Raw genomic sequence first — 22,868 nt, 5'->3', positions numbered from 1 at the left:
GGGCCCTTACCGTTTCCCCTGGCTCAGTGGGCCGCCGACTCCCAGTCCTCGCCGACGCCGACCGAGACGTCCAGCGGGGCGCGCAGCTCGACCGCGTTCGCCATCTCGTGGCGCAGGATCTGCTCCACCTGCTTCCGCTCGCCCTTCGCGATCTCCAGCACGATTTCGTCGTGGACCTGGAGCAGCATCCGCGAGGTCAGCTCCGCCTCCCGCAGCGCCCGGTCCACCCGCAGCATCGCCACCTTCACGATGTCCGCGGCGGTGCCCTGGATCGGGGCGTTGAGCGCCATCCGCTCGGCGGCCTCGCGGCGCTGGCGGTTGTCGCTGTTCAGGTCGGGGAGATAGCGGCGGCGGCCGAGGATCGTCTCCGTGTACCCGGTGGCCCGCGCCTCCTCGACGACCCGGTGGAGATAGTCCCGGACCCCGCCGAACCGCTCGAAGTAGGTGTCCATCAGCACCCGGGCCTCGGCCGGGTCGATGTTCAGCTGCTGGGAGAGCCCGAACGCGGAGAGACCGTAGGCCAGTCCGTACGACATGGCCTTGATCTTGCGGCGCATCTCCGCGTCGACAGCGCTCTTCTCGACGCCGAAGACCTGCGAGGCGACCGTGGTGTGCAGGTCCTCGCCGGAGGCGAACGCCTCGATGAGACCGGCGTCCTCGGAGAGGTGCGCCATCACCCGCAGCTCGATCTGGCTGTAGTCCGCCGTCATCAGCGTCTCGAAGCCCTCGCCGACGACGAAGCCCCGGCGGATCGCCCGCCCCTCGTCCGTGCGGACGGGGATGTTCTGCAGGTTGGGGTCGGTGGAGGAGAGCCGGCCGGTCGCCGCCACCGTCTGGTTGAACGTGGTGTGGATCCGGCCGTCGGCCGAGATCGTCTTGATCAGGCCCTCGACCGTGACCCGCAACTTCGCCTGCTCGCGGTGGCGCAGCATCAGGACCGGCAGCTCGTGCTCGGTCTGCGCGGCCAGCCAGGCCAGCGCGTCCGCGTCCGTCGTGTATCCGGTCTTGGTCTTCTTCGTCTTCGGCAGGCCCAGCTCACCGAAGAGGATCTCCTGGAGCTGCTTGGGCGAACCGAGGTTGAACTCCCGGCCCACCGCCGCGTGCGCCTCCTTCACCGCCTGCTGCACGGTCCCGGCGAACTGCTCCTCCATGGACTCCAGATGGGCCCGGTCCGCAGCGATCCCGTGCCGCTCGAGACGGGCCAGGAGGATCGAGGTCGGCAGCTCCATGTCATGGAGCAGCTCGGTGGCATTGACCTCCTTCAGGCGGGTGGTGAACGCGTCACCCAGGTCCAGCACCGCGCGGGCCTGCGCCATCAGGGCGTCCGCCTCGGCCCGGTCGTCCGCGCCGAAGGCCAGCTGCCCGTCGGAGGCGGCGGCCGGGGCCAGCTCGCGGCCCAGATACTCCACGGCCAGCGCGTCCAGGGCGAAGGAGCGGCGGCCCGGCTTCACCAGATACGCGGCGAGCGCGGTGTCCATCGCGACGCCTTCGAGCTGCCAGCCGTGCTCGGGGAAGACCCGCATCACGTTCTTCGCGTTGTGCAGGACCTTGGGCCGCTCCGGGTCCGACACCCAGGCGGCGAACGCCCGCTCGTCGGCCTCCTCCAGCTGCGTCGGGTCCAGCCAGGCGGCGGCCCCGTCGGCGGCGGCGAGCGCGACCTCGGTGACCGTGCCGGCGCCCAGCGACCAGGTGTCGACGGTCATCACGCCGAGCGGCTGCGCGCCGTGCGCCTCCAGCCACGGGGAGACCTCACCCGAGCCGAGCACCACCCCGTCCAGCTCGATCCCGGCGGCGGGCGCGGGCGGCTCGGCCTCCGCCGCACCCGGGTCGACGGCGAGAAGACGCTCACGCAGGCTCGGGTTGCGGATCTCCAGGATGTCCAGGACACCGGTGACCGCCGTGCGGTCGTACGGAGCGCGCTCCAGCTCGGCCGGGGACTTCGGCAGCTCCACGTCCCGGACCATCTCGGTCAGGACCCGGTTCATCTTCACCGCGTCCAGGTGATCCCGGAAATTCTGCCCGGCCTTGCCCTTGACCTCGTCGGCCCGCTCCACCAGCTCCGCGAACGAACCGAACTGGTTGATCCACTTCGCGGCCGTCTTCTCACCGACGCCGGGGATGCCCGGCAGGTTGTCCGACGGGTCGCCGCGCAGCGCGGCGAAGTCCGGATACTGCTGCGGGGTCAGTCCGTACTTCTCGACGACCTTCTCCGGGGTGAACCGGGTCAGCTCGGAGACCCCCTTGGTGGGGTACAGCACGGTCACGTTCTCCGTGATCAGCTGGAAGGAGTCCCGGTCACCGGTGACGATCAGCACCTCGAACCCGGCCGCCTCGGCCTGGGTCGCCAGCGTCGCGATGACGTCGTCCGCCTCGAACCCGTCCACCGCGAACCGGTCCGCGTGCATCGCGTCCAGCAGCTCGCCGATCAGCTCGACCTGCCCCTTGAACTCGTCGGGGGTCTTGGAGCGGTTCGCCTTGTACTCCGGGAACTCCTGCGCACGCCAGGTCTTGCGGGACACGTCGAACGCGACCGCGAAGTGCGTGGGCGCCTCGTCACGCAGGGTGTTCGCCAGCATCGACATGAAGCCGTACACGGCGTTCGTCGGCTGCCCCACCGCCGTCGTGAAATTCTCCGCGGGCAGGGCGAAGAACGCCCGGTACGCCAGGGAGTGCCCGTCCATGAGGAGCAGGCGCGGTCGGTTGTCTGCCGTCTTCTTCGATGCCGTCTCAGCCACGCCCCCGATCCTGCCACGCCCCACTGACAATCCGGACCGGCACGGCCTTGCGTGACCGTGACAGGATCGATGGTGAGGACATGCAATACCTCGCCACGTGGAAGAGCGCTCGAAGGGGAGCAGCATCATGGCCAGCAAGCCGCCGACCGGTGACCCGGTCCAGGACGCCCCGCAGGTCGAAGCGGCCCCGCACGCCGCCGCCGGACTGCCCGCCGTAGCCCACTCCCTGCGCATCGCCCAGCAGCAGATGGGCGTGCGCCGCACCGCTCAGACCCTCCTCAAGGTCAACCAGAAGAACGGCTTCGACTGCCCCGGCTGCGCCTGGCCCGAGGGCGAGAAGCGGCACACCGCCGAATTCTGCGAGAACGGGGCGAAGGCCGTCGCCGAGGAGGCGACACTGCGCCGCGTCACCCCCGCCTTCTTCGCCGCGCACCCCGTCGCCGGCCTCGCCGAGCGCAGCGGCTACTGGCTGGGCCAGCAGGGCAGGATCACCCAGCCGGTGTACCTCCCCGAAGGCGCCGACCGGTACGAGGCCATCACCTGGGAACGCGCCTTCGCCATCATCGCCGAGGAGCTGACCGCCCTGGCCTCCCCCGACGAGGCCCTCTTCTACACCTCGGGACGCACCAGCAACGAGGCCGCGTTCCTCCTCCAGCTCTTCGCCCGCGAGTTCGGCACCAACAACCTCCCCGACTGCTCCAACATGTGCCACGAGTCGTCCGGCTCGGCGCTCAACGAGACCATCGGCATCGGCAAGGGCAGCGTCTCCCTGGAGGACATCCACCAGGCCGACCTGATCATCGTCGCCGGACAGAACCCCGGCACCAACCACCCCCGGATGCTCTCCGCCCTGGAGAAGGCGAAGACCTCCGGAGCGAAGATCATCTCGGTGAACCCGCTCCCCGAAGCCGGCATGGAGCGGTTCAAGAACCCGCAGACCCCGCACGGCATGCTGAGGGGCACCGCGCTCAACGACCTCTTCCTCCAGATCCGCATCGGCGGCGACCAGGCCCTCTTCCGCCTCCTCAACAAGCTGATCCTCGGCACCGAAGGCGCCGTCGACACCGCGTTCGTCACCGAACACACCCACGGTTACGAGGAGTTCGCGAAGGCCGCCGAGGCCGCCGACTGGGACGAGGCCCTCGCCGCCACCGGTCTCACCCGCCCCGAGATCGAGCAGGCCCTCGCGATGGTCCTCGCCTCGGAGCGCACCATCGTCTGCTGGGCCATGGGGCTCACCCAGCACAAGCACTCCGTGCCCACCATCCGCGAAGTCGTCAACTTCCTTCTCCTGCGCGGAAACATCGGCCGCCCCGGCGCCGGGGTCTGCCCCGTGCGCGGCCACTCCAACGTCCAGGGCGACCGCACCATGGGCATCTTCGAACGGCCCGCCCCGGCCTTCCTCGACGCCCTCGACAAGGAGTTCGGCATCACCTCGCCCCGCCACCACGGCTACGACGTGGTGCGCTCCATCCAGGCCCTGCGCGACGGCGAGGCCAAGGTCTTCTTCGCCATGGGCGGCAACTTCGTCGCCGCCACCCCCGACACCACCGTCACCGAGGCCGCGATGCGCCGCGCCCGCCTCACCGTCCACGTGTCGACCAAGCTCAACCGCTCGCACGCCGTCACCGGCACCCGCGCCCTGATCCTGCCGACGCTCGGCCGCACCGACAAGGACACCCAGGCGAGCGGCAAGCAGTTCGTGACCGTCGAGGACTCCATGGGCATGGTCCACGCCTCCCGAGGCAACCTCACCCCCGCGAGCCCCCACCTCCTCTCGGAGCCGGCGATCGTCGCCCGCCTCGCCCGCGCGGTCCTCGGCGCCAACTCCCGTACCGAATGGGAGGAGTTCGAGCGGGACTACGCCACCATCCGCGACCGGATCTCCCGGGTCGTCGCGGGCTTCGAGGACTTCAACGCCCGCATCGCCCGCCCCGGCGGCTTCACCCTCCCCCACGCCCCCCGCGACGAACGCCGCTTCCCCACCGCCACCGGACGCGCCAACTTCACCGCAGCCCCCGTCGAGTTCCCCGAACTCCCCTCAGGCAGGCTCCTGTTGCAGACCCTGCGCTCCCACGACCAGTACAACACCACCATCTACGGCCTCGACGACCGCTACCGCGGCATCAAGGGCGGCCGCCGCATCGTCATGGTCAACCCCGACGACGCGGAAGCCCTCGGCCTCACCGACGGCTCCTACACCGACCTCGTCAGCGAGTGGAAGGACGGCGTGGAACGCCGCGCGGAGGGCTTCCGCGTCGTCCACTACCCCACCGCCCGCGGCTGCGCCGCCGCCTACTACCCCGAGACCAACGTCCTGGTCCCGCTCGGCTCCACCGCGGACACCAGCAACACCCCGGCCAGCAAGTCGGTCGTCGTCCGCTTCGAGAACCCCCGGAGCGACTCCGGGAACCCCCGGGGCGACTGAGAACCGCCACCCTCTAAGCGTTTGCTCAGCCGTCTGGTAAGAACAGTGCACACAGCAATGAACCAGCGCAGACGATCGGAGCCGGATCCATGGGCGAGCACACCGCACCCCTCTTCCCGCAGGAAGTCATCGACGAGTACGCGGCACTCGGCATCGACCTGCCCGCCCTCTTCTCCGCAGGTCACCTCGGCGAACGCATGGGCGTGACCATCGTCGAGGCCGCCGCCGACCGCGTCGTCGGCACCATGCCCGTCGAAGGAAACACCCAGCCCTACGGACTCCTGCACGGCGGCGCCTCCGCCGTCCTCGCCGAGACCCTCGGCTCCATCGGCTCCATGCTCCACGGCGGCGCGGGCAAGATCGCCGTCGGCGTCGACCTGAACTGCACCCACCACCGCGGCGCCCGCAGCGGCCTCGTCACCGGCGTCGCCACCCCCGTACACCGCGGCCGCTCGACCGCCACGTACGAGATCGTCATCACCGACGAACAGGACAAGCGGGTCTGCACCGCCCGCCTCACCTGCCTCCTCCGTGACGCCCCCCGCCCCGACGCGAGCTGACACCCGCACCCCGACAGCACGCCGCACCACCCCCGTACCACCGCCGCAAGGCCCCACTGCCCGGCCGAAATCGCACCTCGCATTCCGGCCGGGCAGCGCCATATCCCCACCAATTCCAACCACCTTGATCACCACACTCGGTCAACACCCTTGACGGCACACGACGTTCCATGAGGCACTCAGCAGCCACATTGGCCTCAGCGGACTCGAACGCACCTTCGCAGCCGTAACACTGCGTAACAAGCACGAAATGCGAGACCCAGCCGCCCACCCCGGCCAGAGGCCCCCGGGGAGCACCGGCACGCCCGACGCCACCCCCACCCCGCGTCAGCACCAAGATCACCCCAAGCCCCTTAGCAGAGCTGCGCGTTCTCAGCATGTGGTCATTCCGCACTCCGTGCCAAAGCCACACATCCACACCCAGGAACCTCAAGCCTTGCTCAACGGCATAACAAGAGCGTCACATCCGTCGCCGACCCGTCCCGGAGGCCCCCAGCTGCGCTTAGAGTCACCGCCAGTCACCGCGCCGCCGGGCACGTCTGCTGCACAGCCCCCTCGCACCACTCAGTACGGCCCGGCGACCGACACGGCACCTCAAGCAGAGGAGGCCGCGCCAGGGAAAGGACTTTTCGTGCGACACCGTTCTTTGCTCATACTCACTGCCGTGCTCACCACCGGAGCACTCACCCTCACCGCCTGTGGATCGCGCGACGACAGCAACGGCGGCGGCAGCGGCGGCGACGGTGGCACCCAGACCGTCGTCATCGGCCTCGACGCCCCGCTCACCGGCGACCTGTCCGCCCTCGGCCTCGGCATCAAGAACTCCGCCGACCTCGCCGTCAAGCAGGCCAACTCCAAGAAGTACGTCGAAGGCATCACCTTCAAGATCGAAGCCCTCGACGACCAGGCCCAGCCGTCATCGGGCCAGCAGAACGCGAGCAAGTTCGTCGCCAACAAGGACGTCCTCGGCACCGTCGGCCCGCTGAACTCGTCCGTCGGCGAGTCCATGCAGAAGGTCCTGGCCGACGCCAAGCTCGTCCAGGTCTCCCCGGCGAACACCTCGCCCTCCCTCACCCAGGGCCAGGACTGGAACGGCGGCACCAAGGCCCGCCCGTTCGCCTCCTACTTCCGCACCGCGACCACGGACGCCGTCCAGGGTCCCTTCGCGGCGCAGTACCTCTTCAACGACGCCAAGAAGAAGAACGTCTTCGTCATCGACGACAAGAAGACCTACGGCGCAGGCCTGGCCGGCACCTTCAAGGCCGAGTTCGAGAAGCTCGGCGGCAAGATCGCCGGCACCGAGCACATCGACCCCGAGACCAAGGACTTCTCCTCGGTCGCCACCAAGGTCAAGAGCTCCGGCGCCGACGTCGTCTACTACGGCGGCGAGTACCCCGCCGCAGGCCCGCTGAGCAAGCAGATCAAGAAGGCCGGCGCCAAGATCCCGCTCGTCGGCGGCGACGGCATCTACAGCGGTGAGTACATCAAGCTCTCCGGCGCGGAAGGCGTGGGCGACCTCGCCACCTCCGTCGGCGCACCGATCGAGACCCTGCCGTCCGCCAAGGAGTTCGTCGCGAACTACGAGAAGGCCGGCTACAAGGAGCCCTTCGAGGCTTACGGCGGCTACTCCTACGACGCCGCCTGGTCGATCATCGAGGCCGTCAAGGCCGTCGTCGAGGCCAACGACGGCAAGCTCCCGAGCGACGCCCGCGCCAAGGTCGCCGAGGCCGTCGGCAAGGTCGACTTCGAAGGCGTGACCGGCAAGGTCTCCTTCGACGAGTTCGGTGACACCACCAACAAGCAGCTCACCGTCTACGAGTACAAGGACGGCGCCTGGGCCGCGGTCAAGTCCGGCGAGCTCACCAGCTGACACCACCAGCCTGACCTACCACCGGCAGCGCGGGGGGCCGCACACCAGGCGCCCCGCGCTGCTCTATACCCGGCGAAAGACACGGAGGACCCGCGGTGAACGAACTGCCGCAACAGCTGGTCAACGGCCTGCTACTCGGATCGATGTACGGGCTGGTCGCAATTGGCTACACGATGGTCTACGGCATCGTCCAGCTCATCAACTTCGCCCACGGCGAGATCTTCATGACCGGCGGCTTCGGGGCCCTCACGGTCTGGCTCATACTCCCCAGCGGCACCAGCGTGCTGCTCGCACTCCCCCTCATGCTCATCGGCGCGATCGTCGTCGCCACCACCATCGCGGTCGGAGCGGAACGATTCGCCTACCGGCCACTGCGCGGCGGACCACGACTCGCACCGCTCATCACCGCCATCGGCCTCTCGCTCGCCCTCCAGCAAGCCGTATGGGCCTGGTACCCGGGCGCCAAGTCCGCCCGCACCTTCCCCGAAATCCCCGGCGGCCCCTTCGAGCTCGGCCCCGTCACCATCCAGACCGGTGACGTCTTCCTGCTCATCGCCGCCCCCCTGTCGATGGCCGTCCTCGGCTACTTCGTGGTCAAGACCCGCACCGGCCGCGGCATGCAGGCCACCGCGCAGGACCCGGACACCGCCAAGCTCATGGGCATCAACACCGACCGCATCATCGTGGTCGCGTTCGCCCTCGGCGCCACCTTCGCCGCCATCGGAGCCGTCGCCTACGGCCTCAAGTACGGCGAAGTCCAGTTCCGCATGGGCTTCCTCCTCGGCCTCAAGGCCTTCACCGCAGCCGTCCTCGGCGGCATCGGCAACATCTACGGCGCCATGATCGGCGGCCTCACCCTCGGCGTCGCCGAGACCATGGCCGCCGCCTACGTCGCCGAAATACCCGGCCTCGAACAGCTCGGCGGCCAGTCCTGGGCCAACGCCTGGGCGTTCGTACTCCTCATCCTCGTGCTCCTCTTCCGGCCCCAGGGCATCATGGGCGAGCGCGTCGCGGACAGGGCGTGACCACGATGACCACTACACAGACCACCACGGTCACCGCACCCGCACCGGCCACCCCGGCCACCCGCGGCTCCCTCCTCCCGCCCCACATCGCACGGGCGACAGCGACCGCAGGCGGCGTACTCACCGTCGTCTCCGCCTTCCTCGCCTGGACCTGGACCTCCGCCTTCCCCGGCGACCTCACGGTCTACGGCTACCCCGGCGGCCTCCAGTGGCTCGTCCTCGTCAGCGGAGTACTGCTCACCCTCTTCGGCCTCTCCTCCTACGGGATCAAGGGCCTGGCCTGGCTCACCCCGCAGGGCGCCGACCCGGCCATCCGGCTCGCCGCCTACGCGGCCTTCGCCACCGCCTGGTTCACCATGGGCGCCATCAGCACCAAGCTCGGCGGCGCGGTCAACCTCGAACCCGGCGCCTACGTCGCCCTGGCCGCCACCCTCATCGGCTGGCTCGGCGCCCGCTCCCTGCCCTACGAGCGGCCCGAAACCAGCCCGGCCGACCCCGACGACAGCGCCTTCGACCGGTTCAAGCACAACCTCAACAACCGCTGGTCCGTCTACAAGGGCACCCTCGCCAGCACCCCCGCCCCGCCCGCGAAGACCCTCCCCTCGTACATCGAGATCCTGATCGTCGCGGTCGTCCTCGCACTCGGCCTCGCCGTCTTCACCTACGGCATCACCACCGAGTACGACCAGCTGTTCATCGGCTTCCTCATCACCGCCGGCTTCGGCTTCGCGGCGATCCAGAAAGCCGGCCTCATCCAGCGGGTCTCCACCCTCACCGCACGCCACCGCAACGTGACCCTCGTCGGCGCCTTCGTCGCCGCCGCGGCCTTCCCGTTCACCCAGTCCGACGACCAGTACGCGACCATCGGCGTCAACATCCTCATCTTCGCCACCGTCGCCCTCGGTCTGAACATCGTCGTCGGCCTCGCCGGCCTCCTCGACCTCGGATACGTCGCCTTCCTCGGCGTCGGCGCCTACGCCGCCGCCCTGGTCTCCGGCTCCCCGACCTCCCCGCTCGGCATCCAGCTGCCGTTCTGGCAGGCCATCCTGGTCGGCGCCACCGCATCCATGGTCTTCGGCGTCCTCATCGGCGCCCCCACCCTGCGACTGCGCGGCGACTACCTCGCCATCGTGACCCTCGGCTTCGGAGAGATCTTCCGCATCGCCGTCCTCAACCTCGACGGCACCTCAGGACCCGACGTCACCAACGGCTCCAACGGCATCTCCTCGATCCCGAACCTCACCATGTTCGGCTTCGACTTCGGCGCCAGCCACTCCATCGCCGGGTTCACCATCGGCCGCTTCGCGAACTACTTCTTCCTGATGCTGCTGGTCACCCTCGTCGTGGTCGTGGTCTTCCGCCGCAGCTCGGAATCCCGCATCGGCCGCGCCTGGGTCGCCATCCGCGAGGACGAGACAGCCGCCGAAGCCATGGGCATCAACGGCTTCCGCACCAAGCTCGTCGCCTTCGCCCTCGGTGCCACCCTCGCCGGCCTCGCCGGGGCCGTACAGGCACACGTCACCTACACCGTGACCCCCGAGCAGTACCAGTTCGCCCACGCCGTCCCGCCCAACTCGGCCTTCCTCCTCGCAGCGGTCGTCCTCGGCGGCATGGGAACCATCAGCGGCCCGCTCGTCGGCGGCGCACTGCTCTTCCTCATCCCGGCCAAGCTCCAGTTCATGAGCGACTACCAGCTCTTCGCCTTCGGCCTCGCACTGGTCCTGCTCATGCGCTTCCGCCCCGAGGGCCTCATCGCCAACCGCCGCCGACAGCTCGAATTCCACGAGAAGGACGAAGCGCCCGCCACTCTCACCAAGGCAGGGGCCTGACGATGACCACCGACACCACCACCGCCGAGGCAGCAGCCGTGAGCGCACCCGGCGAGACCGTCCTCGACGCCCGCGGCGTCACGATGCGGTTCGGCGGCCTCACCGCCGTCCGGTCCGTCGACCTCACCGTCAACTCCGGCGAGATCGTCGGCCTCATCGGCCCCAACGGCGCAGGCAAGACCACCTTCTTCAACTGCCTCACCGGCCTCTACATCCCCACCGAGGGCGAAGTCCGCTACAAGGGCAACGTCCTCCCCGCCAAATCCTTCAAGATCACGGCGACCGGCATCGCCCGCACCTTCCAGAACATCCGGCTCTTCTCCAACATGACCGTCCTGGAGAACGTCCTCGTCGGACGCCACACCCGCACCAAGGAAGGCCTCTGGTCCGCCCTCCTCCGCGGCCCCGGCTTCCACCGTGCCGAGGCGGAATCCAAGGCCCGGGCCATGGAACTGCTGGAGTTCGTCGGCCTCGGCCACAAGGCCGAACACCTCTCCCGCAACCTCCCCTACGGCGAACAGCGCAAGCTGGAGATCGCCCGCGCGCTCGCCAGCGAGCCCGGCCTCCTCCTGCTCGACGAACCCACCGCAGGCATGAACCCGCAGGAGACCCGCGCGGCCGAAGAACTCATCTTCGCCATCCGCGACAAGGGCATCGCCGTCCTCGTCATCGAGCACGACATGCGCTTCATCTTCAACCTCTGCGACCGCGTCGCCTGCCTCGTCCAGGGCGAGAAACTGGTCGAAGGCACCGCCGCCGAGGTCCAGGGCGACGACCGCGTCGTCGCCGCCTACCTCGGCGAGCCCTTCGAAGGCGACCCGGGCGCGGCCGAAGTCGCCGAGGTCGAAGCCGCCGAAGCCGCAGCAGCGGCGGAGACCACCGAGGCCACCACCCCGGAAGCCACCGCCCCCGCGGCAGAGGCCACGACCGAGGACGCCCCGGCCGCCCCCGGCGAGAGCACCAGCAAGGAGAACGACCGATGACCGCACTTCTCGAAGTCGAGGACCTGCGCGTCGCCTACGGCAAGATCGAGGCCGTCAAGGGAATCTCGTTCAAGGTCGAAGAAGGCGAAGTCGTCACCCTCATCGGCACCAACGGCGCCGGCAAGACGACGACGCTGCGCACCCTCTCCGGACTGATCAAGCCGCTCACCGGCCAGATCAAGTTCAACGGCAAGTCCCTCCGCAAGGTCCCGGCCCACCAGGTCGTCTCCCTCGGACTCGCCCACTCCCCCGAGGGCCGCCACATCTTCCCCCGCATGTCCATCGAGGACAACCTGCGCCTCGGCGCGTTCCTCCGCAAGGACAGCGACGGGATCAACAAGGACATCCAGCGCGCCTACGACCTCTTCCCCATCCTCGGGGAACGCCGGAAGCAGGCCTCCGGAACCCTCTCCGGCGGCGAGCAGCAGATGCTCGCCATGGGCCGTGCCCTGATGTCCCAGCCCAAGCTGCTCATGCTCGACGAGCCCTCCATGGGCCTCTCCCCGATCATGATGCAGAAGATCATGGCGACCATCACCGAACTGCGCGCGCAGGGCACCACCATCCTGCTCGTCGAGCAGAACGCCCAGGCGGCGCTCTCGCTCGCCAACCACGCGCACGTGATGGAGGTCGGCAACATCGTCCTCTCCGGCACCGGCCAGGACCTGCTGCACGACGACTCGGTCCGCAAGGCGTACCTGGGCGAGGACTGACGTCCTTCCCCCCGTACGCGAAGAGGTCCGCACCCGGTTCACCCCGGCTTGGGTTCTAACGGTCCTCGCAACACCCACGATCTGTGGGAGTTGCGAGGACCGTGGCCGTTGAGCGGGTTGATCTTGCGGGGTTGAAGGAGCGTTTCCTTGCACGGCTGGATGCCGTGGGGAACGTGACGGTGGTGGCGCGTGAGCTGGGTGTGAACCGGAACACGGCGTTCGGTTGGGCTCGGAGATCCGGTCGCGGGTCGGTACGTCTGCCGCGGCGGCATCCGCGGCGGGAGGAGTACGAGCAATTGCGGGCCACGGGCGCCTCGCAGTCCGAGGCGGCCCGGCGCATCGGGGTGAACAGGCGCACAGCCAGGGACTGGGACCAGGGCGTCAAGAAAACTCGCACCACGCGGACCTACGCCGACGGCCGCCGTGTCGATTACGCGGCGGGGACCGCCACGATGTTCGGTGTGACCACAGCATCGATGGGTCTGGCGACCCTGGACAAGCAGCTGCACCCCAGGTTCCTGGCTCTTTCCGAGCGCGAGCGGATCCGGGATCTGCTCGCGGTGGGCCACTCGCTGCGGGCGATCGGACGCGCCCTGGGCCGGCCCGCCAGCACGATCAAGCGGGAGATCGATGCGAACTCGGGCGTCGAGGGCTATCAGCCCTATGCGGCCCACCGCGCAGCCGCAGCACGCCGGCCCCGGCCCAAGGACCGCAAGCTGCTACGCGAGAGCCGGCTGCGCCGCTTCGTCCAGGACGGCTTGCGGACACGATGGTCGCCGGAGCAGATCTGCCACGCTCTGCGCAAGGAGCATCCCGACGACCAGAGCATGCGGGTGAGCGTGGAAACGATCTACCAGGCACTGTATTTCCAGGCCCGTGGCGGCCTGAAGCGGGAAGTGCAGGCAGCAATCCGCTCCGGTCGCACCCGCCGCAAAGCACGCCGGGACCCCGAGCGGCGCACGCCACGGTTCACCGACCCAATGGTCATGATCAGCGATCGTCCCGCCGCTATCGAGGACCGGGCCGTTCCCGGGCACTGGGAAGGCGACCTGATCATCGGAGCCAGCAGCCGCTCCGCGATCGCCACCCTGGTCGAGCGGAGCACCCGCTACACCATGCTGGTCCACCTGCCCGGCGGAGCCCACGACGCCGAAACCGTCCGTGACGGCCTCGTCCGCACCATCCAGACCCTGCCCGCACATCTGCGGGGATCGCTCACCTGGGACCAGGGAAGCGAGATGGCACGCCACCAGCAGTTCACCCTGGCCACCGGCATGCCCGTCTACTTCTGCAACCCCGCCTCACCCTGGCAACGCGGCTCCAACGAGAACACCAACGGCCTGCTCCGCCAGTACTTCCCCAAAGCCACCGACCTCAGCCTCCACAGCCCCGAAGACCTCGAACACGTCGCCCAGGAACTCAACGGCCGCCCACGCAAGACGCTCGACTGGGATACCCCAGCCGAGCGTCTACGTGATCTACTCACCACCTAAAACCAAGTGGTGTTGCGATGACCCCTGGAACCCAAGCGGTGTGCGGGCCTCTTTCTTTACGCGTACGTAAGCGGTACGGGGCTACTCGGCCGCCTTCTTCTTCTCCTCGGCGTCCTCGATCAGCGCCTCCGCCAGCTGCTGCATCGACATCCGGCGGTCCATCGACGTCTTCTGGATCCACCGGAACGCGGCCGGCTCGGAGAGCCCGTAATCCGTCTGCAGGATGCTCTTCGCCCGGTCCACCAGCTTGCGGGTCTCCAGCCGCTGGGAGAGGTCCGCGATCTCGCTCTCCAGCGCCTTCAGCTCCGCGAACCGGGAGACGGCCATCTCGATGGCCGGCACCACGTCGCTCTTGCTGAACGGCTTCACCAGGTACGCCATCGCCCCGGCGTCCCGGGCCCGCTCGACCAGGTCGCGCTGCGAGAAGGCGGTGAGCATGAGGACGGGCGCGATGGACTCCTCGGCGATCTTCTCCGCGGCGGAGATGCCGTCGAGGACCGGCATCTTCACATCGAGGATCACCAGGTCCGGCTTGTGCTCCCGGGCCAGCTCGACGGCCTGCTGCCCGTCGCCCGCCTCTCCGACGACGGAGTAGCCCTCCTCCTCCAGCATCTCCTTGAGGTCGAGGCGGATGAGGGCCTCGTCCTCGGCGATGACGACACGGGTCGTCAGCGGCGGGACGTGCGACTTGTCGTCGTCGACGGCGTCTACGGGCTGGGGCGACTCGGGGGTGGTCACGGGGCTCCTTGGGAAGGACAGGGGTGCAGCTCCCAAGAGCCTACCTAGTTACGGTATGTTTGAGGCACGGAGGGCCCTCGGTATCCTTCGTTTCGAAGGGGCCCCGGTAGCCCAGCGGCAGAGGCGATGGATTCAAAACCCATACAGCGTCGGTTCGAATCCGACTCGGGGCACTTCTCCTTGGATTCCAAGGTCGAGCAATAATTTGGCGATCTTCACCCTTGCCGGTGAACGCACCTTCGATCCAGGCACGCGCCTTCGAAGGTCGCAGGAAACTGCGCTGCATGGAGCAGCACAACCCCTCGATACGTGACGAAGCGCTTGCCCTCCTGCGGGGCGGGACCGCCAATCGAGCAGTCGCGGAGCACCTGAACGTCCCACGCGGAACCGTCGGCTGGTGGCTGCACGAGGACCGCAAGCGACGCGGAGTGCAGTACGAACAGCCCACCGATTGCCCCGTGTGCACGGGCCGAGAACTCGACCACGCCGCGTACGCCTACCTACTGGGGCTGTACCTCGGTGACGGCCACATCACGTCGAAGCCCAAGCAGCACCATCTGTCGGTCTTCTGCGACGCCATCTGGCCGGGCGTGATCGATGAGGCGGAAGCGGCCATGCGCAAGGTCATGCCCATGCCGCGCACCGGTCGGCGGCAGCGGAACAACTGCGTTGAAGTGAAGTCGTACAGCAAGCACTGGACCTGCGCCTTTCCTCAGCACGGGCCGGGCAAGAAGCACGAACGCCCCATCGTTCTCGAAACGTGGCAACAGGAGATCGTCGACGCGCATCCCTGGCGCTTCGTCCGGGGCCTCATCCACTCCGACGGATGCCGGAACATGAACTGGACGACCCGGATCGTCAAAGGCGAACAGAAGCGCTACGAGTATCCGCGGTACTACTTCACCAACGTCTCCGACGACATCCGCGGGCTCTACACCGCCACCCTCGACGCGCTCGGTATCGTCTGGACGCACTGCACACGTGCGGGCAAGCCCTACAACATCTCCGTAGCCCGACGGGCATCCGTCGCCCTCATGGATGCGCACGTCGGGCCTAAATACTGAGCCGCCCTACTTCGGGCTGTCGTCCTCGCCGATGTGGTGGACGCGGACCAGGTTGGTGGAGCCTGCCACGCCGGGCGGGGAGCCGGCCGTGATCACCACGATGTCGCCCTTCGCGCAGCGGCCGATGCGCAGGAGTTCCTCGTCGACCTGGGCGACCATCGCGTCCGTGGAGTCGACGTGCGGGCCGAGGAAGGTCTCGACGCCCCAGGTGAGGTTGAGCTGGGCGCGGGTCGCTTCGTCGGGGGTGAAGGCGAGGAGCGGGATGGGTGAGCGGTAGCGGGAGAGGCGCTTGACGGTGTCGCCGCTCTGGGTGAAGGCGACGAGGAACTTGGCGCCGAGGAAGTCGCCCATCTCGGCGGCGGCTCGGGCGACGGCGCCGCCCTGGGTGCGGGGCTTGTTGCGGTCGGTGAGGGGTGGGAGGCCCTTGGCGAGGATGTCTTCCTCTGCGGCTTCGACGATGCGGGACATGGTGCGCACGGTCTCGACGGGGTACTTGCCGACGCTGGTCTCGCCGGAGAGCATCACCGCGTCGGTGCCGTCGATGATCGCGTTGGCGACGTCGGAGGCTTCGGCGCGGGTGGGGCGGGAGTTGTCGATCATCGAGTCGAGCATCTGGGTGGCGACGATGACGGGTTTGGCGTTGCGCTTGGCGAGCTTGATGGCGCGCTTCTGGACGATCGGGACCTGTTCCAGGGGCATTTCGACGCCGAGGTCGCCGCGGGCGACCATGATGGCGTCGAAGGCGGCGACGATGTCGTCGATGTTCTCGACGGCCTGGGGTTTTTCGACCTTGGCGATGACGGGGAGGCGGCGGCCTTCCTCGTCCATGATGCGGTGGACGTCGTCGATGTCGCGTCCGGTGCGGACGAAGGAGAGGGCGATGAGGTCGGCGCCGGTGCGCAGGGCCCAGCGGAGGTCGTCGATGTCCTTCTCGGAGAGGGCGGGGACGGAGACGGCGACTCCGGGGAGGTTGAGTCCCTTGTTGTCGGAGACCATGCCGCCTTCGATGACGGTGGTGTGGACGCGGGGGCCGTCGACGTCGGTGACTTCGAGGGTGACACGGCCGTCGTCGACGAGGATGCGTTCGCCGGTGGTGACGTCGGCGGCGAGGCCGTCGTAGGTGGTGCCGCAGATGTCGCCGTTGCCTTCGTCTTCGAGGGGTTCGACGGTGATGGTGAAGGTGTCGCCGCGTTCAAGGAGTACGGGGCCTTCGCGGAAGCGTCCGAGGCGGATCTTCGGGCCTTGAAGGTCGGCGAGGATGCCGACGCTGCGGCCGGTCTCTTCGGAGGCTTTGCGGACGTGGTGGTACCGCTGCTCGTGTTCGGCGTAGGAGCCGTGGCTGAGGTTGAAGCGGGCGATGTCCATTCCCGCTTCGACCAGGGCCTTGATCTGGTCGTATGTGTCGGTTGCCGGTCCCAGGGTACAAACGATTTTCGCTCGGCGCATGGTTCGAGCCTAAACCTTACCTACGGGTAGGTATTTGGCTCCTCAAGACACCTCAACAACCTTTGGGTGAAGGGTTATTGACAAGTGTTGAATTGTGCAGCGGTCCGCTCTGATGAGCGTCTATCCGAGGGCCGGCGGGATGAGGGTGAAGGACGCTTCGACCTGGGCGTCGATGTTCTGGCGTACGGGTTCGAGGTTGATGGGGGCGGCGTCGGCGGCGCCGGCTCCGCCTGCGGCTGCCGCATAGGGCATGGACTCGGCGAAGGCGGCGCGGCCGAGGGGGCTGTGGTGGGTGCCGGTGTCGCTGAGTTCGAGGAGGGCGCCGAGGCGGGTGTCGAGGGCTTCGGCGTATTCGCGGGCGCGTTGGAGGGCTTCGCGGACGGCTTGGCGGCGTGCGGTGGCGTGGTGGGGGGAGGTGGGGCGCAGGGACCACCAGGGGCCGTCGATGCGGGTGAGTTCCTGGTCGGCGAGGCGGGTGATGAGTTCACCGAGGGTGGTGAAGTCGTTGATGGTGATGGTGAGTTGGATGTGGCCCTGGTAGGCGCGGATGCGTTCGGCGCGGCCGTGGCGGGTGAGTTCGGGGTTGATGGTGAGGGTGCCGGTTTCGAGTTTTTCGATGGTGTCGCCGTAGCTCTTGATGAGGTCGAGGGTGGTGGTGTTGCGGCGGGTGAGGTCGTCGAGGGTGGTGCGGCGGTCGGTGGAGCGGGCGGTGACGGTGACGGTGATGTGGGCGGTCTCGGGGTCGACTTCGAGGTGGGCCTGGCCGCGGACGGTGACGTGGGGGGTGTCGGGGGTGCCGTAGGAGTGGTGGGTGGTGGCGGGCGCGGGCGTGGGGGTTTCGGTCATGCGTTCACTGTGGCACGGGGGTGGGTGTGGAGGAGGTGTGTCGGGGGGTCATCGGATCGAAACCTGTGTGGGGTGTTGCGTGGAACGGGGGCGGGTCAGAATCTACGCGCGTTGCCCGTACTGAACGAGGAGTGAGTGAGCGATGTCGTTGAACCCCTTGGACCGCAGGACGTTTCTGGGCCGTTCGGCTGCCGCCGGTGCGGGGGTGGCGTTGGCGGGCGGTGCGGTCGTGGGGGCGGCGGGTACGGCTGAGGCGCACGGCCACGGGCATGGGCACGGTCATGGGCGGCCGGGCAGGCGGTACTCGTTCACGGTGATGGGGACGACGGATCTGCACGGGAACGTCTTCAACTGGGACTACTTCACCGACAAGGAGTACGACGACGCGGCCCACAACGACGTCGGTCTGGCGAAGATCTCGACGCTGGTGGATCAGGTGCGCCGGGAGAAGGGGCGCCGGAACACGTTGCTGATCGATGCGGGTGACACGATCCAGGGCACGCAGTTGTCGTACTACTACGCGAAGGTCGATCCGATCACCGCGCGGCGCGGTCCGGTGCATCCGATGGCGCAGGCGATGAACGCGATCGGTTATGACGCGGCGGCGCTGGGGAATCACGAGTTCAATTATGGGATTCCGGTGCTGCGGAAGTTCGAGGAGCAGTGTGATTTTCCGCTGCTGGGGGCGAATGCGCTGGACGCGAAGACGTTGCGGCCGGCGTTCGCGCCGTATGTGATCAAGCGGTTGCGGACGCCGTTCGGGCGTGATGTGCGGGTGGCGGTTCTCGGGTTGACGAATCCGGGGATCGCGATCTGGGACAAGGCGAACGTGGGCGGGAAGATGGTGTTCCCGGGGTTGGAGGAGCAGGCGGCGAAGTGGGTGCCGAAGCTGCGTTCGATGGGTGCTGATGTGGTGATCGTGTCGGCGCATTCGGGTTCGTCGGGGACGTCGTCGTACGGGGATCAGTTGCCGTACGTCGAGAATGCGGCGGGTCTGGTGGCGGAGCAGGTGCCGGGGATCGACGCGATTCTGGTGGGGCACGCGCATGTGGAGATCGCCGAGCACTTTGTCACGAACAAGGTGACGGGGAAGCGGGTCGTGCTTTCGGAGCCGGCGAAGTGGGGGCAGCGGCTGACGTTGTTCGATTTCGATCTGGTGTGGGAGAAGGGGCGCTGGGCGGTCGAGAAGGCCGGTTCGCAGGTGCTGAATTCGAATGCGGTGGCGGAGGACCGGAAGGTGGTGTCGCTGCTGCGGGACGAGCACCGGAAGGTGGTGGCGTACGTCAACCAGGTGATCGGTACGTCGGTGGTGGCGATGTCGACTGCGGATGCGCCGTGGAAGGACGAGCCGATCATCGATCTGATCAACCAGGTGCAGGCGGAGACGGTGGCGGCGGCGCTGGCGGGTGGGGAGTACGCGGCGCTGCCGGTGCTGTCGCAGGCGTCGTGCTTCTCGCGTACGGCGGGGATCCCGGCCGGTGATGTGACGATCCGGGATGCGGCGGGGCTGTATCCGTTCGAGAACACGCTGGAGGCGCGGCTGCTGACGGGGGCGCAGTTGAAGGATTATCTGGAGTATTCGGCGCGGTATTACGTGCGGACGGCGGCGGGTGGTCCGGTGGATACGGCGAAGCTGACGAATGCGGACGGCATTCCGGATTACAACTATGACGCGGTGTCCGGGGTGACGTACGACATCGATATCGCGCAGCCGGTGGGGTCGCGGATCGTGGGGCTCTCGTTCGAGGGGAAGCCGGTGGATCCGGCGGCGCGGTTCGTGTTCGCGGTGAACAATTACCGGGCGAGCGGTGGGGGCAATTTCCCGCATGTGCCGGGGGCGAAGCAGTTGTGGGCGAATTCTGACGAGATCCGGAACACGATCATCGGGTGGGTGCAGGCGAAGGGGTCGGTGGATCCGGCGGCGTTCGCTTCGGTGGGGTGGCGGCTGACGCGTGAGGGGACGCCGGTGTTCCCGTAACTCTGTGGGGTGTGCTGTTCGTTCGGCCCGGGTCTCCGTGCGTGGAGTCCCGGGCCGTTCTGTGTCCGGCGGCTAGACGGACTGGCTGAGGGGGATGAGGGCGGGGGCCTGGGCGGGGACTCTCGGGGGGTGGGGGGTGAGGCCGAAGGTGGTGAAGGCGGTGCGTTCGGGGAGGGGGTAGGGGGTGGTGCCGGTGAGGTTGTTGAGGATGGTGGCGCTGCGCCAGGCGGCGAGGCCGAGGTCGGGGGCGCCGACTCCGTGGGTGTGGCGTTCGGCGTTCTGTACGTAGACGTGGCCGGTGACGTTGCGGTCGAGGACGAGGCGGTACTGGTCGTCGATGCGGGGACGGTGGGAGGCGTCGCGGCGGAGGTAGGGGTCGAGGCCGCCGAGGAGGGCGTCGAGTGGGCGTTCGCGGTAGCCGGTGGCGAGGATGACGGCGTCGGTGGTGAGGCGGGAGCGGGTGCCTTGCTGGGTGTGTTCGAGGTGGAGTTCGACGCGGGTGTTGGCGACGCGGCCTGCGGTGCGGACGTGGACGCCGGGGGTGAGGGTGGCGTCGGGCCAGCCGCCGTGGAGGGTGCGGCGGTAGAGCTCGTCGTGGATGGCGGCGATGGTGTCGGCGTCGATGCCTTTGTGGAGCTGCCATTGCCGGGGGACGAGTTCGTCGCGGGCGGATTCGGGGAGGGCGTGGAAGTAGCGGCTGTAGTCGGGGGTGAAGTGCTCCAGACCGAGCTTGGAATATTCCATGGGGGCGAAGGCCTGGGTGCGGGCGAGCCAGTGGATTCTCTCGGCGCCTTCGGGGCGGGCGCGCAGGAGGTCGAGGAAGATTTCGGCGCCGGACTGGCCCGAGCCGATGACGGTGATGTGGTCGGCGGCGAGGAGGCGTTCGCGGTGGCGGAGGTAGTCGGCGGAGTGGAGTACGGGGACGTTGGGGGCTTCGGCGAGGGGTTTGAGGGGTTCGGGGACGAAGGGTTCGGTGCCGATACCGAGGGCGATGTGGCGGGAGTAGGCACGGCCGAGTGCTTCGGCTTCGCCGTCGCGGTCGAGTTGGGTGAAGTCGACTTCGAAGAGGGCGCGTTCGGTGTTCCAGCGGACGGCGTCGACCTGGTGGCCGAAGTGGAGTCCGGGGAGTTGTTCGCTGACCCAGCGGCAGTACGCGTCGTATTCGGCTCGTTGGATGTGGAAGCGCTCGGCGAAGTAGAAGGGGAAGAGGCGGTCGCGGGTGCGGAGGTAGTTGAGGAAGCTCCAGGGGCTGGAGGGGTCGGCGAGGGTGACGAGGTCGGCGAGGAAGGGGACTTGGAGGCTGGCGCCGTCGAGGAGTAGGCCGGGGTGCCAGTGGAAGGCGGGGCGTTGTTCGTAGAAGGTCGCGGCGAGGGGGCGGGGGTCGCCGGGGGCGGCGGGGATGTTGTGGGCGAGGGCGGCGAGGGAGAGGTTGAAGGGGCCGATGCCGATGCCGACGAGGTCGTGTGGCTGGTCGGGTTCGGGGGCGGGCCGGTCGGTCATCGCGGAGTGTCGCCTTCCGTGAGGGAGGTGGTGGGGGTTGCGGGGGTGGTGATGTGGGGCGCTACGGGGGTGGTGCGGGGGCCGGCGGGGGTGGGGGTGGGTGCCGGCTGGGGGGCGGGGCGGCTGGTCACGTCGATGGTGGTGGCGGTGACCAGGTCGATGAGGGCCTGGAGGTCTTCGGGGGTGGTGTGGGGGTTGAGGAGGGTGGCCTTGAGCCAGAGGCGGCCTTCGGCGTGGGCGCGGCCGAGGACGGCGTGGCCGCGGTTGAGGAGGGTGCGGCGGAGGGTGGCGACGGTGTGGTCGTCGGTGCCGGTGGGGCGGAAGAGGACGGTGGAGATGGTGGGGCGGTCGTAGAGGTCGAGGGTGGGGGTTTTGGTGATGAGGTCGGCGAGGTGGTGGGCGGTGGCGAGGGTGCGGTCGATGAGGTCGGCGAGTCCGGTGCGGCCGAGGGCCTGGAGGGTGACGGCGATCTTGAGGGCGTCGGGGCGGCGGGTGGTGCGCAGGGAGCGGCCGAGGAGGTCGGGGAGGCCGGCTTCGGTGTCGTCGTCGGCGTTGAGGTAGGGGGCGTGGTGGTGGAGGGGGCTGAGGTGGTGGCGTTCGGGGACGGCGAAGAGGCCGGCGGACGCGGGTTGCCAGCCGAGTTTGTGGAGGTCGAGGGTGACGCTCCGGGCGCGGTGGAGGCCGTGGAGGAGGGGGCGGTGGGTGGGGCTGAAGAGGAGGGGTCCGCCGTAGGCGGCGTCGATGTGGAGTTCGGCGCCGTGGGTGGCGCAGAGGTCGGCGATGGCGTCGAGGGGGTCGATCTGGCCGGTGTCGGTGGTTCCGGCGGTGGCGACGACGAGGAGGGGGCGGTGGAGGTGGGTGAGGGCTTCGTCGAGGGCGGCGAGGTCGAGGGTGCCGGTGGGGGCGGGGACGGTGACGGGTTCGGGGAGGCCGAGGAGCCAGGCGGCGCGGGCGATGCTGTGGTGGGCGTTGGTGGCGCAGAGGGTCTGGACGGGGCCGTGGCGTTCGCGGGCGAGGAGGAGGGCGAGTTGGTTGGCTTCGGTGCCGCCGGTGGTGATGACGGCGTCGGGTGAGGGGGCGTGGGGGTAGATCTCGGCGGCGAGTGCGGTGGTGAGGTCGGCTTCGAGGGCGGCGGCGGCGGGGGCCTGGTCCCAGGAGTCCATGGAGGGGTTGAGGGCACTGGCGGCGAGGTCGGCGGCGGCCGCCAGGGCGAGGGGTGGGGTGTGGAGGTGGGCGGCGCAGTGGGGGTGGGCGGGGTCGGCGGCGCCTTCGGTGAGGGCGGTGACGAGGGAGCGGAGGGCGTGGTGGGCGCCGGTGCCGTGGTCGGGGATGAGGGGGTGGGTGGCGGTGCGGGTGCGGGGGGTGACGGTGTCGGGTCCGCCGGCGGGGAGGGGGCCGTTGCGCAGGGCCGCGCCGTCGTGGAGTGCGGTGAGGACGGTGTCGATGAGGGGGCGCAGCGCGGCGGGGCCTGCGGTGCCTCCGGCGAGGGGTGGGGTGGGCATGGGTGAGGTGGTCCTTCGGGAGGGCGGGGGTGGACATGCCAGCTTGTCCCGGGTTTCGGGCGGCGCGGCCGAAGAGCCCAACGATCTGAACTCGAAAGGGGTACTGGTGGCCGGTGTGGGCCATTTGCCAGGGGTTCGGGTGGTATGGGTGTGCGGTT

16 protein-coding genes and 1 tRNA gene are annotated in these 22,868 nt (G+C 68.8%); 11 read left to right on the top strand and 6 right to left on the bottom strand.

The features are described from left to right. Nucleotides 1-23 precede the first annotated feature (23 nt). A complete protein-coding gene (gene polA / locus ACK8N7_RS28575) occupies nucleotides 24-2,735 on the bottom strand; it encodes a DNA polymerase I (RefSeq protein WP_403217909.1) in 2,712 nt (903 codons plus the stop codon). A gap of 127 nt (nucleotides 2,736-2,862) precedes the next feature. Here polA and ACK8N7_RS28570 point away from each other — a divergent pair, with 127 nt between their 5' ends. The 8 genes from ACK8N7_RS28570 (at nucleotide 2,863) to ACK8N7_RS28535 (ending at nucleotide 13,636) form a co-directional block, all read left to right on the top strand. Next, nucleotides 2,863-5,163, top strand: a complete 2,301-nt coding sequence (locus ACK8N7_RS28570) for an FdhF/YdeP family oxidoreductase (protein WP_500444478.1) — start codon at nucleotides 2,863-2,865, stop codon at nucleotides 5,161-5,163. An 89-nt stretch (nucleotides 5,164-5,252) separates the two neighbouring features. Continuing rightward, nucleotides 5,253-5,723 carry a PaaI family thioesterase gene (locus ACK8N7_RS28565; protein ID WP_015607894.1) on the top strand — a complete coding sequence of 157 codons (471 nt, stop codon included), beginning with the start codon at nucleotides 5,253-5,255 and terminating at the stop codon, nucleotides 5,721-5,723. 631 nt (nucleotides 5,724-6,354) lie between these two features. Beyond that, the gene (locus ACK8N7_RS28560; protein ID WP_403217907.1) at nucleotides 6,355-7,593 is read left to right on the top strand and encodes a branched-chain amino acid ABC transporter substrate-binding protein; all 1,239 of its coding nucleotides are present in this window, start codon (nucleotides 6,355-6,357) and stop codon (nucleotides 7,591-7,593) included. 95 nt (nucleotides 7,594-7,688) lie between these two features. Beyond that, nucleotides 7,689-8,618, top strand: a complete 930-nt coding sequence (locus tag ACK8N7_RS28555; protein WP_015607896.1) for a branched-chain amino acid ABC transporter permease — start codon at nucleotides 7,689-7,691, stop codon at nucleotides 8,616-8,618. Beyond that, complete coding sequence (locus ACK8N7_RS28550; RefSeq protein ID WP_500444477.1) at nucleotides 8,615-10,447, top strand: branched-chain amino acid ABC transporter permease; 1,833 nt, start codon at nucleotides 8,615-8,617, stop codon at nucleotides 10,445-10,447. Before ACK8N7_RS28555 ends, ACK8N7_RS28550 begins: the two co-directional genes overlap by 4 nt. Before the next feature lie 2 nt (nucleotides 10,448-10,449). Next, nucleotides 10,450-11,430: an ABC transporter ATP-binding protein gene (locus tag ACK8N7_RS28545; RefSeq protein WP_500444476.1), complete on the top strand. Its 981-nt coding sequence runs from the start codon at nucleotides 10,450-10,452 to the stop codon at nucleotides 11,428-11,430. Next, on the top strand, nucleotides 11,427-12,143 hold the full coding sequence (locus tag ACK8N7_RS28540) for an ABC transporter ATP-binding protein (protein ID WP_015607899.1): 717 nt from the start codon (nucleotides 11,427-11,429) through the stop codon (nucleotides 12,141-12,143). The genes ACK8N7_RS28545 and ACK8N7_RS28540 overlap by 4 nt, the downstream gene beginning before the upstream one ends. 257 nt (nucleotides 12,144-12,400) lie before the next feature. Further along, nucleotides 12,401-13,636 carry an IS30 family transposase gene (locus ACK8N7_RS28535; RefSeq protein ID WP_500445639.1) on the top strand — a complete coding sequence of 412 codons (1,236 nt, stop codon included), beginning with the start codon at nucleotides 12,401-12,403 and terminating at the stop codon, nucleotides 13,634-13,636. An 81-nt stretch (nucleotides 13,637-13,717) separates the two neighbouring features. On the opposite strand, the gene ACK8N7_RS28530 is transcribed toward ACK8N7_RS28535, so the two are convergent. Then, on the bottom strand, nucleotides 13,718-14,374 hold the full coding sequence (locus tag ACK8N7_RS28530; protein ID WP_030567928.1) for an ANTAR domain-containing response regulator: 657 nt from the start codon (nucleotides 14,372-14,374) through the stop codon (nucleotides 13,718-13,720). A 100-nt stretch (nucleotides 14,375-14,474) separates the two neighbouring features. Between ACK8N7_RS28530 and ACK8N7_RS28525 the strand changes: the two genes are divergently transcribed. Both ACK8N7_RS28525 and ACK8N7_RS28520 read left to right on the top strand, forming a co-directional pair. Further along, nucleotides 14,475-14,547 (top strand) — tRNA-Leu (locus tag ACK8N7_RS28525). 111 nt (nucleotides 14,548-14,658) lie between these two features. Beyond that, nucleotides 14,659-15,438, top strand: coding sequence for a helix-turn-helix domain-containing protein (locus tag ACK8N7_RS28520; RefSeq protein WP_403209055.1), 780 nt, complete (start codon nucleotides 14,659-14,661; stop codon nucleotides 15,436-15,438). Nucleotides 15,439-15,444: 6 nt separating this feature from the next. Here ACK8N7_RS28520 and pyk read toward each other — a convergent pair whose 3' ends face one another. Together pyk and ACK8N7_RS28510 are read right to left on the bottom strand one after the other, a co-directional pair. Continuing rightward, a complete protein-coding gene (pyk, locus tag ACK8N7_RS28515) occupies nucleotides 15,445-16,884 on the bottom strand; it encodes a pyruvate kinase (protein ID WP_403209053.1) in 1,440 nt (479 codons plus the stop codon). A gap of 120 nt (nucleotides 16,885-17,004) precedes the next feature. Next, nucleotides 17,005-17,730, bottom strand: a complete 726-nt coding sequence (locus ACK8N7_RS28510; protein WP_403209051.1) for an SIMPL domain-containing protein — start codon at nucleotides 17,728-17,730, stop codon at nucleotides 17,005-17,007. Nucleotides 17,731-17,872: 142 nt separating this feature from the next. Here ACK8N7_RS28510 and ACK8N7_RS28505 point away from each other — a divergent pair, with 142 nt between their 5' ends. Further along, on the top strand, nucleotides 17,873-19,708 hold the full coding sequence (locus ACK8N7_RS28505) for a bifunctional metallophosphatase/5'-nucleotidase (RefSeq protein WP_403209049.1): 1,836 nt from the start codon (nucleotides 17,873-17,875) through the stop codon (nucleotides 19,706-19,708). Between the two features lie 72 nt (nucleotides 19,709-19,780). Here ACK8N7_RS28505 and ACK8N7_RS28500 read toward each other — a convergent pair whose 3' ends face one another. Continuing rightward, complete coding sequence (locus ACK8N7_RS28500) at nucleotides 19,781-21,208, bottom strand: lysine N(6)-hydroxylase/L-ornithine N(5)-oxygenase family protein (RefSeq protein WP_403209047.1); 1,428 nt, start codon at nucleotides 21,206-21,208, stop codon at nucleotides 19,781-19,783. Further along, the gene (locus ACK8N7_RS28495) at nucleotides 21,205-22,710 is read right to left on the bottom strand and encodes a pyridoxal phosphate-dependent decarboxylase family protein (protein WP_403209045.1); all 1,506 of its coding nucleotides are present in this window, start codon (nucleotides 22,708-22,710) and stop codon (nucleotides 21,205-21,207) included. Before ACK8N7_RS28495 ends, ACK8N7_RS28500 begins: the two co-directional genes overlap by 4 nt. Nucleotides 22,711-22,868 lie beyond the last annotated feature (158 nt).

Source organism: Streptomyces griseobrunneus (assembly GCF_046713465.1).
GTDB classification, from domain to species: Bacteria; Actinomycetota; Actinomycetes; order Streptomycetales; family Streptomycetaceae; genus Streptomyces; species Streptomyces microflavus.
The sequence above is the reverse complement of the archived record's forward strand: the minus strand, read 5'-3'. Positions and strand labels throughout refer to the sequence as shown.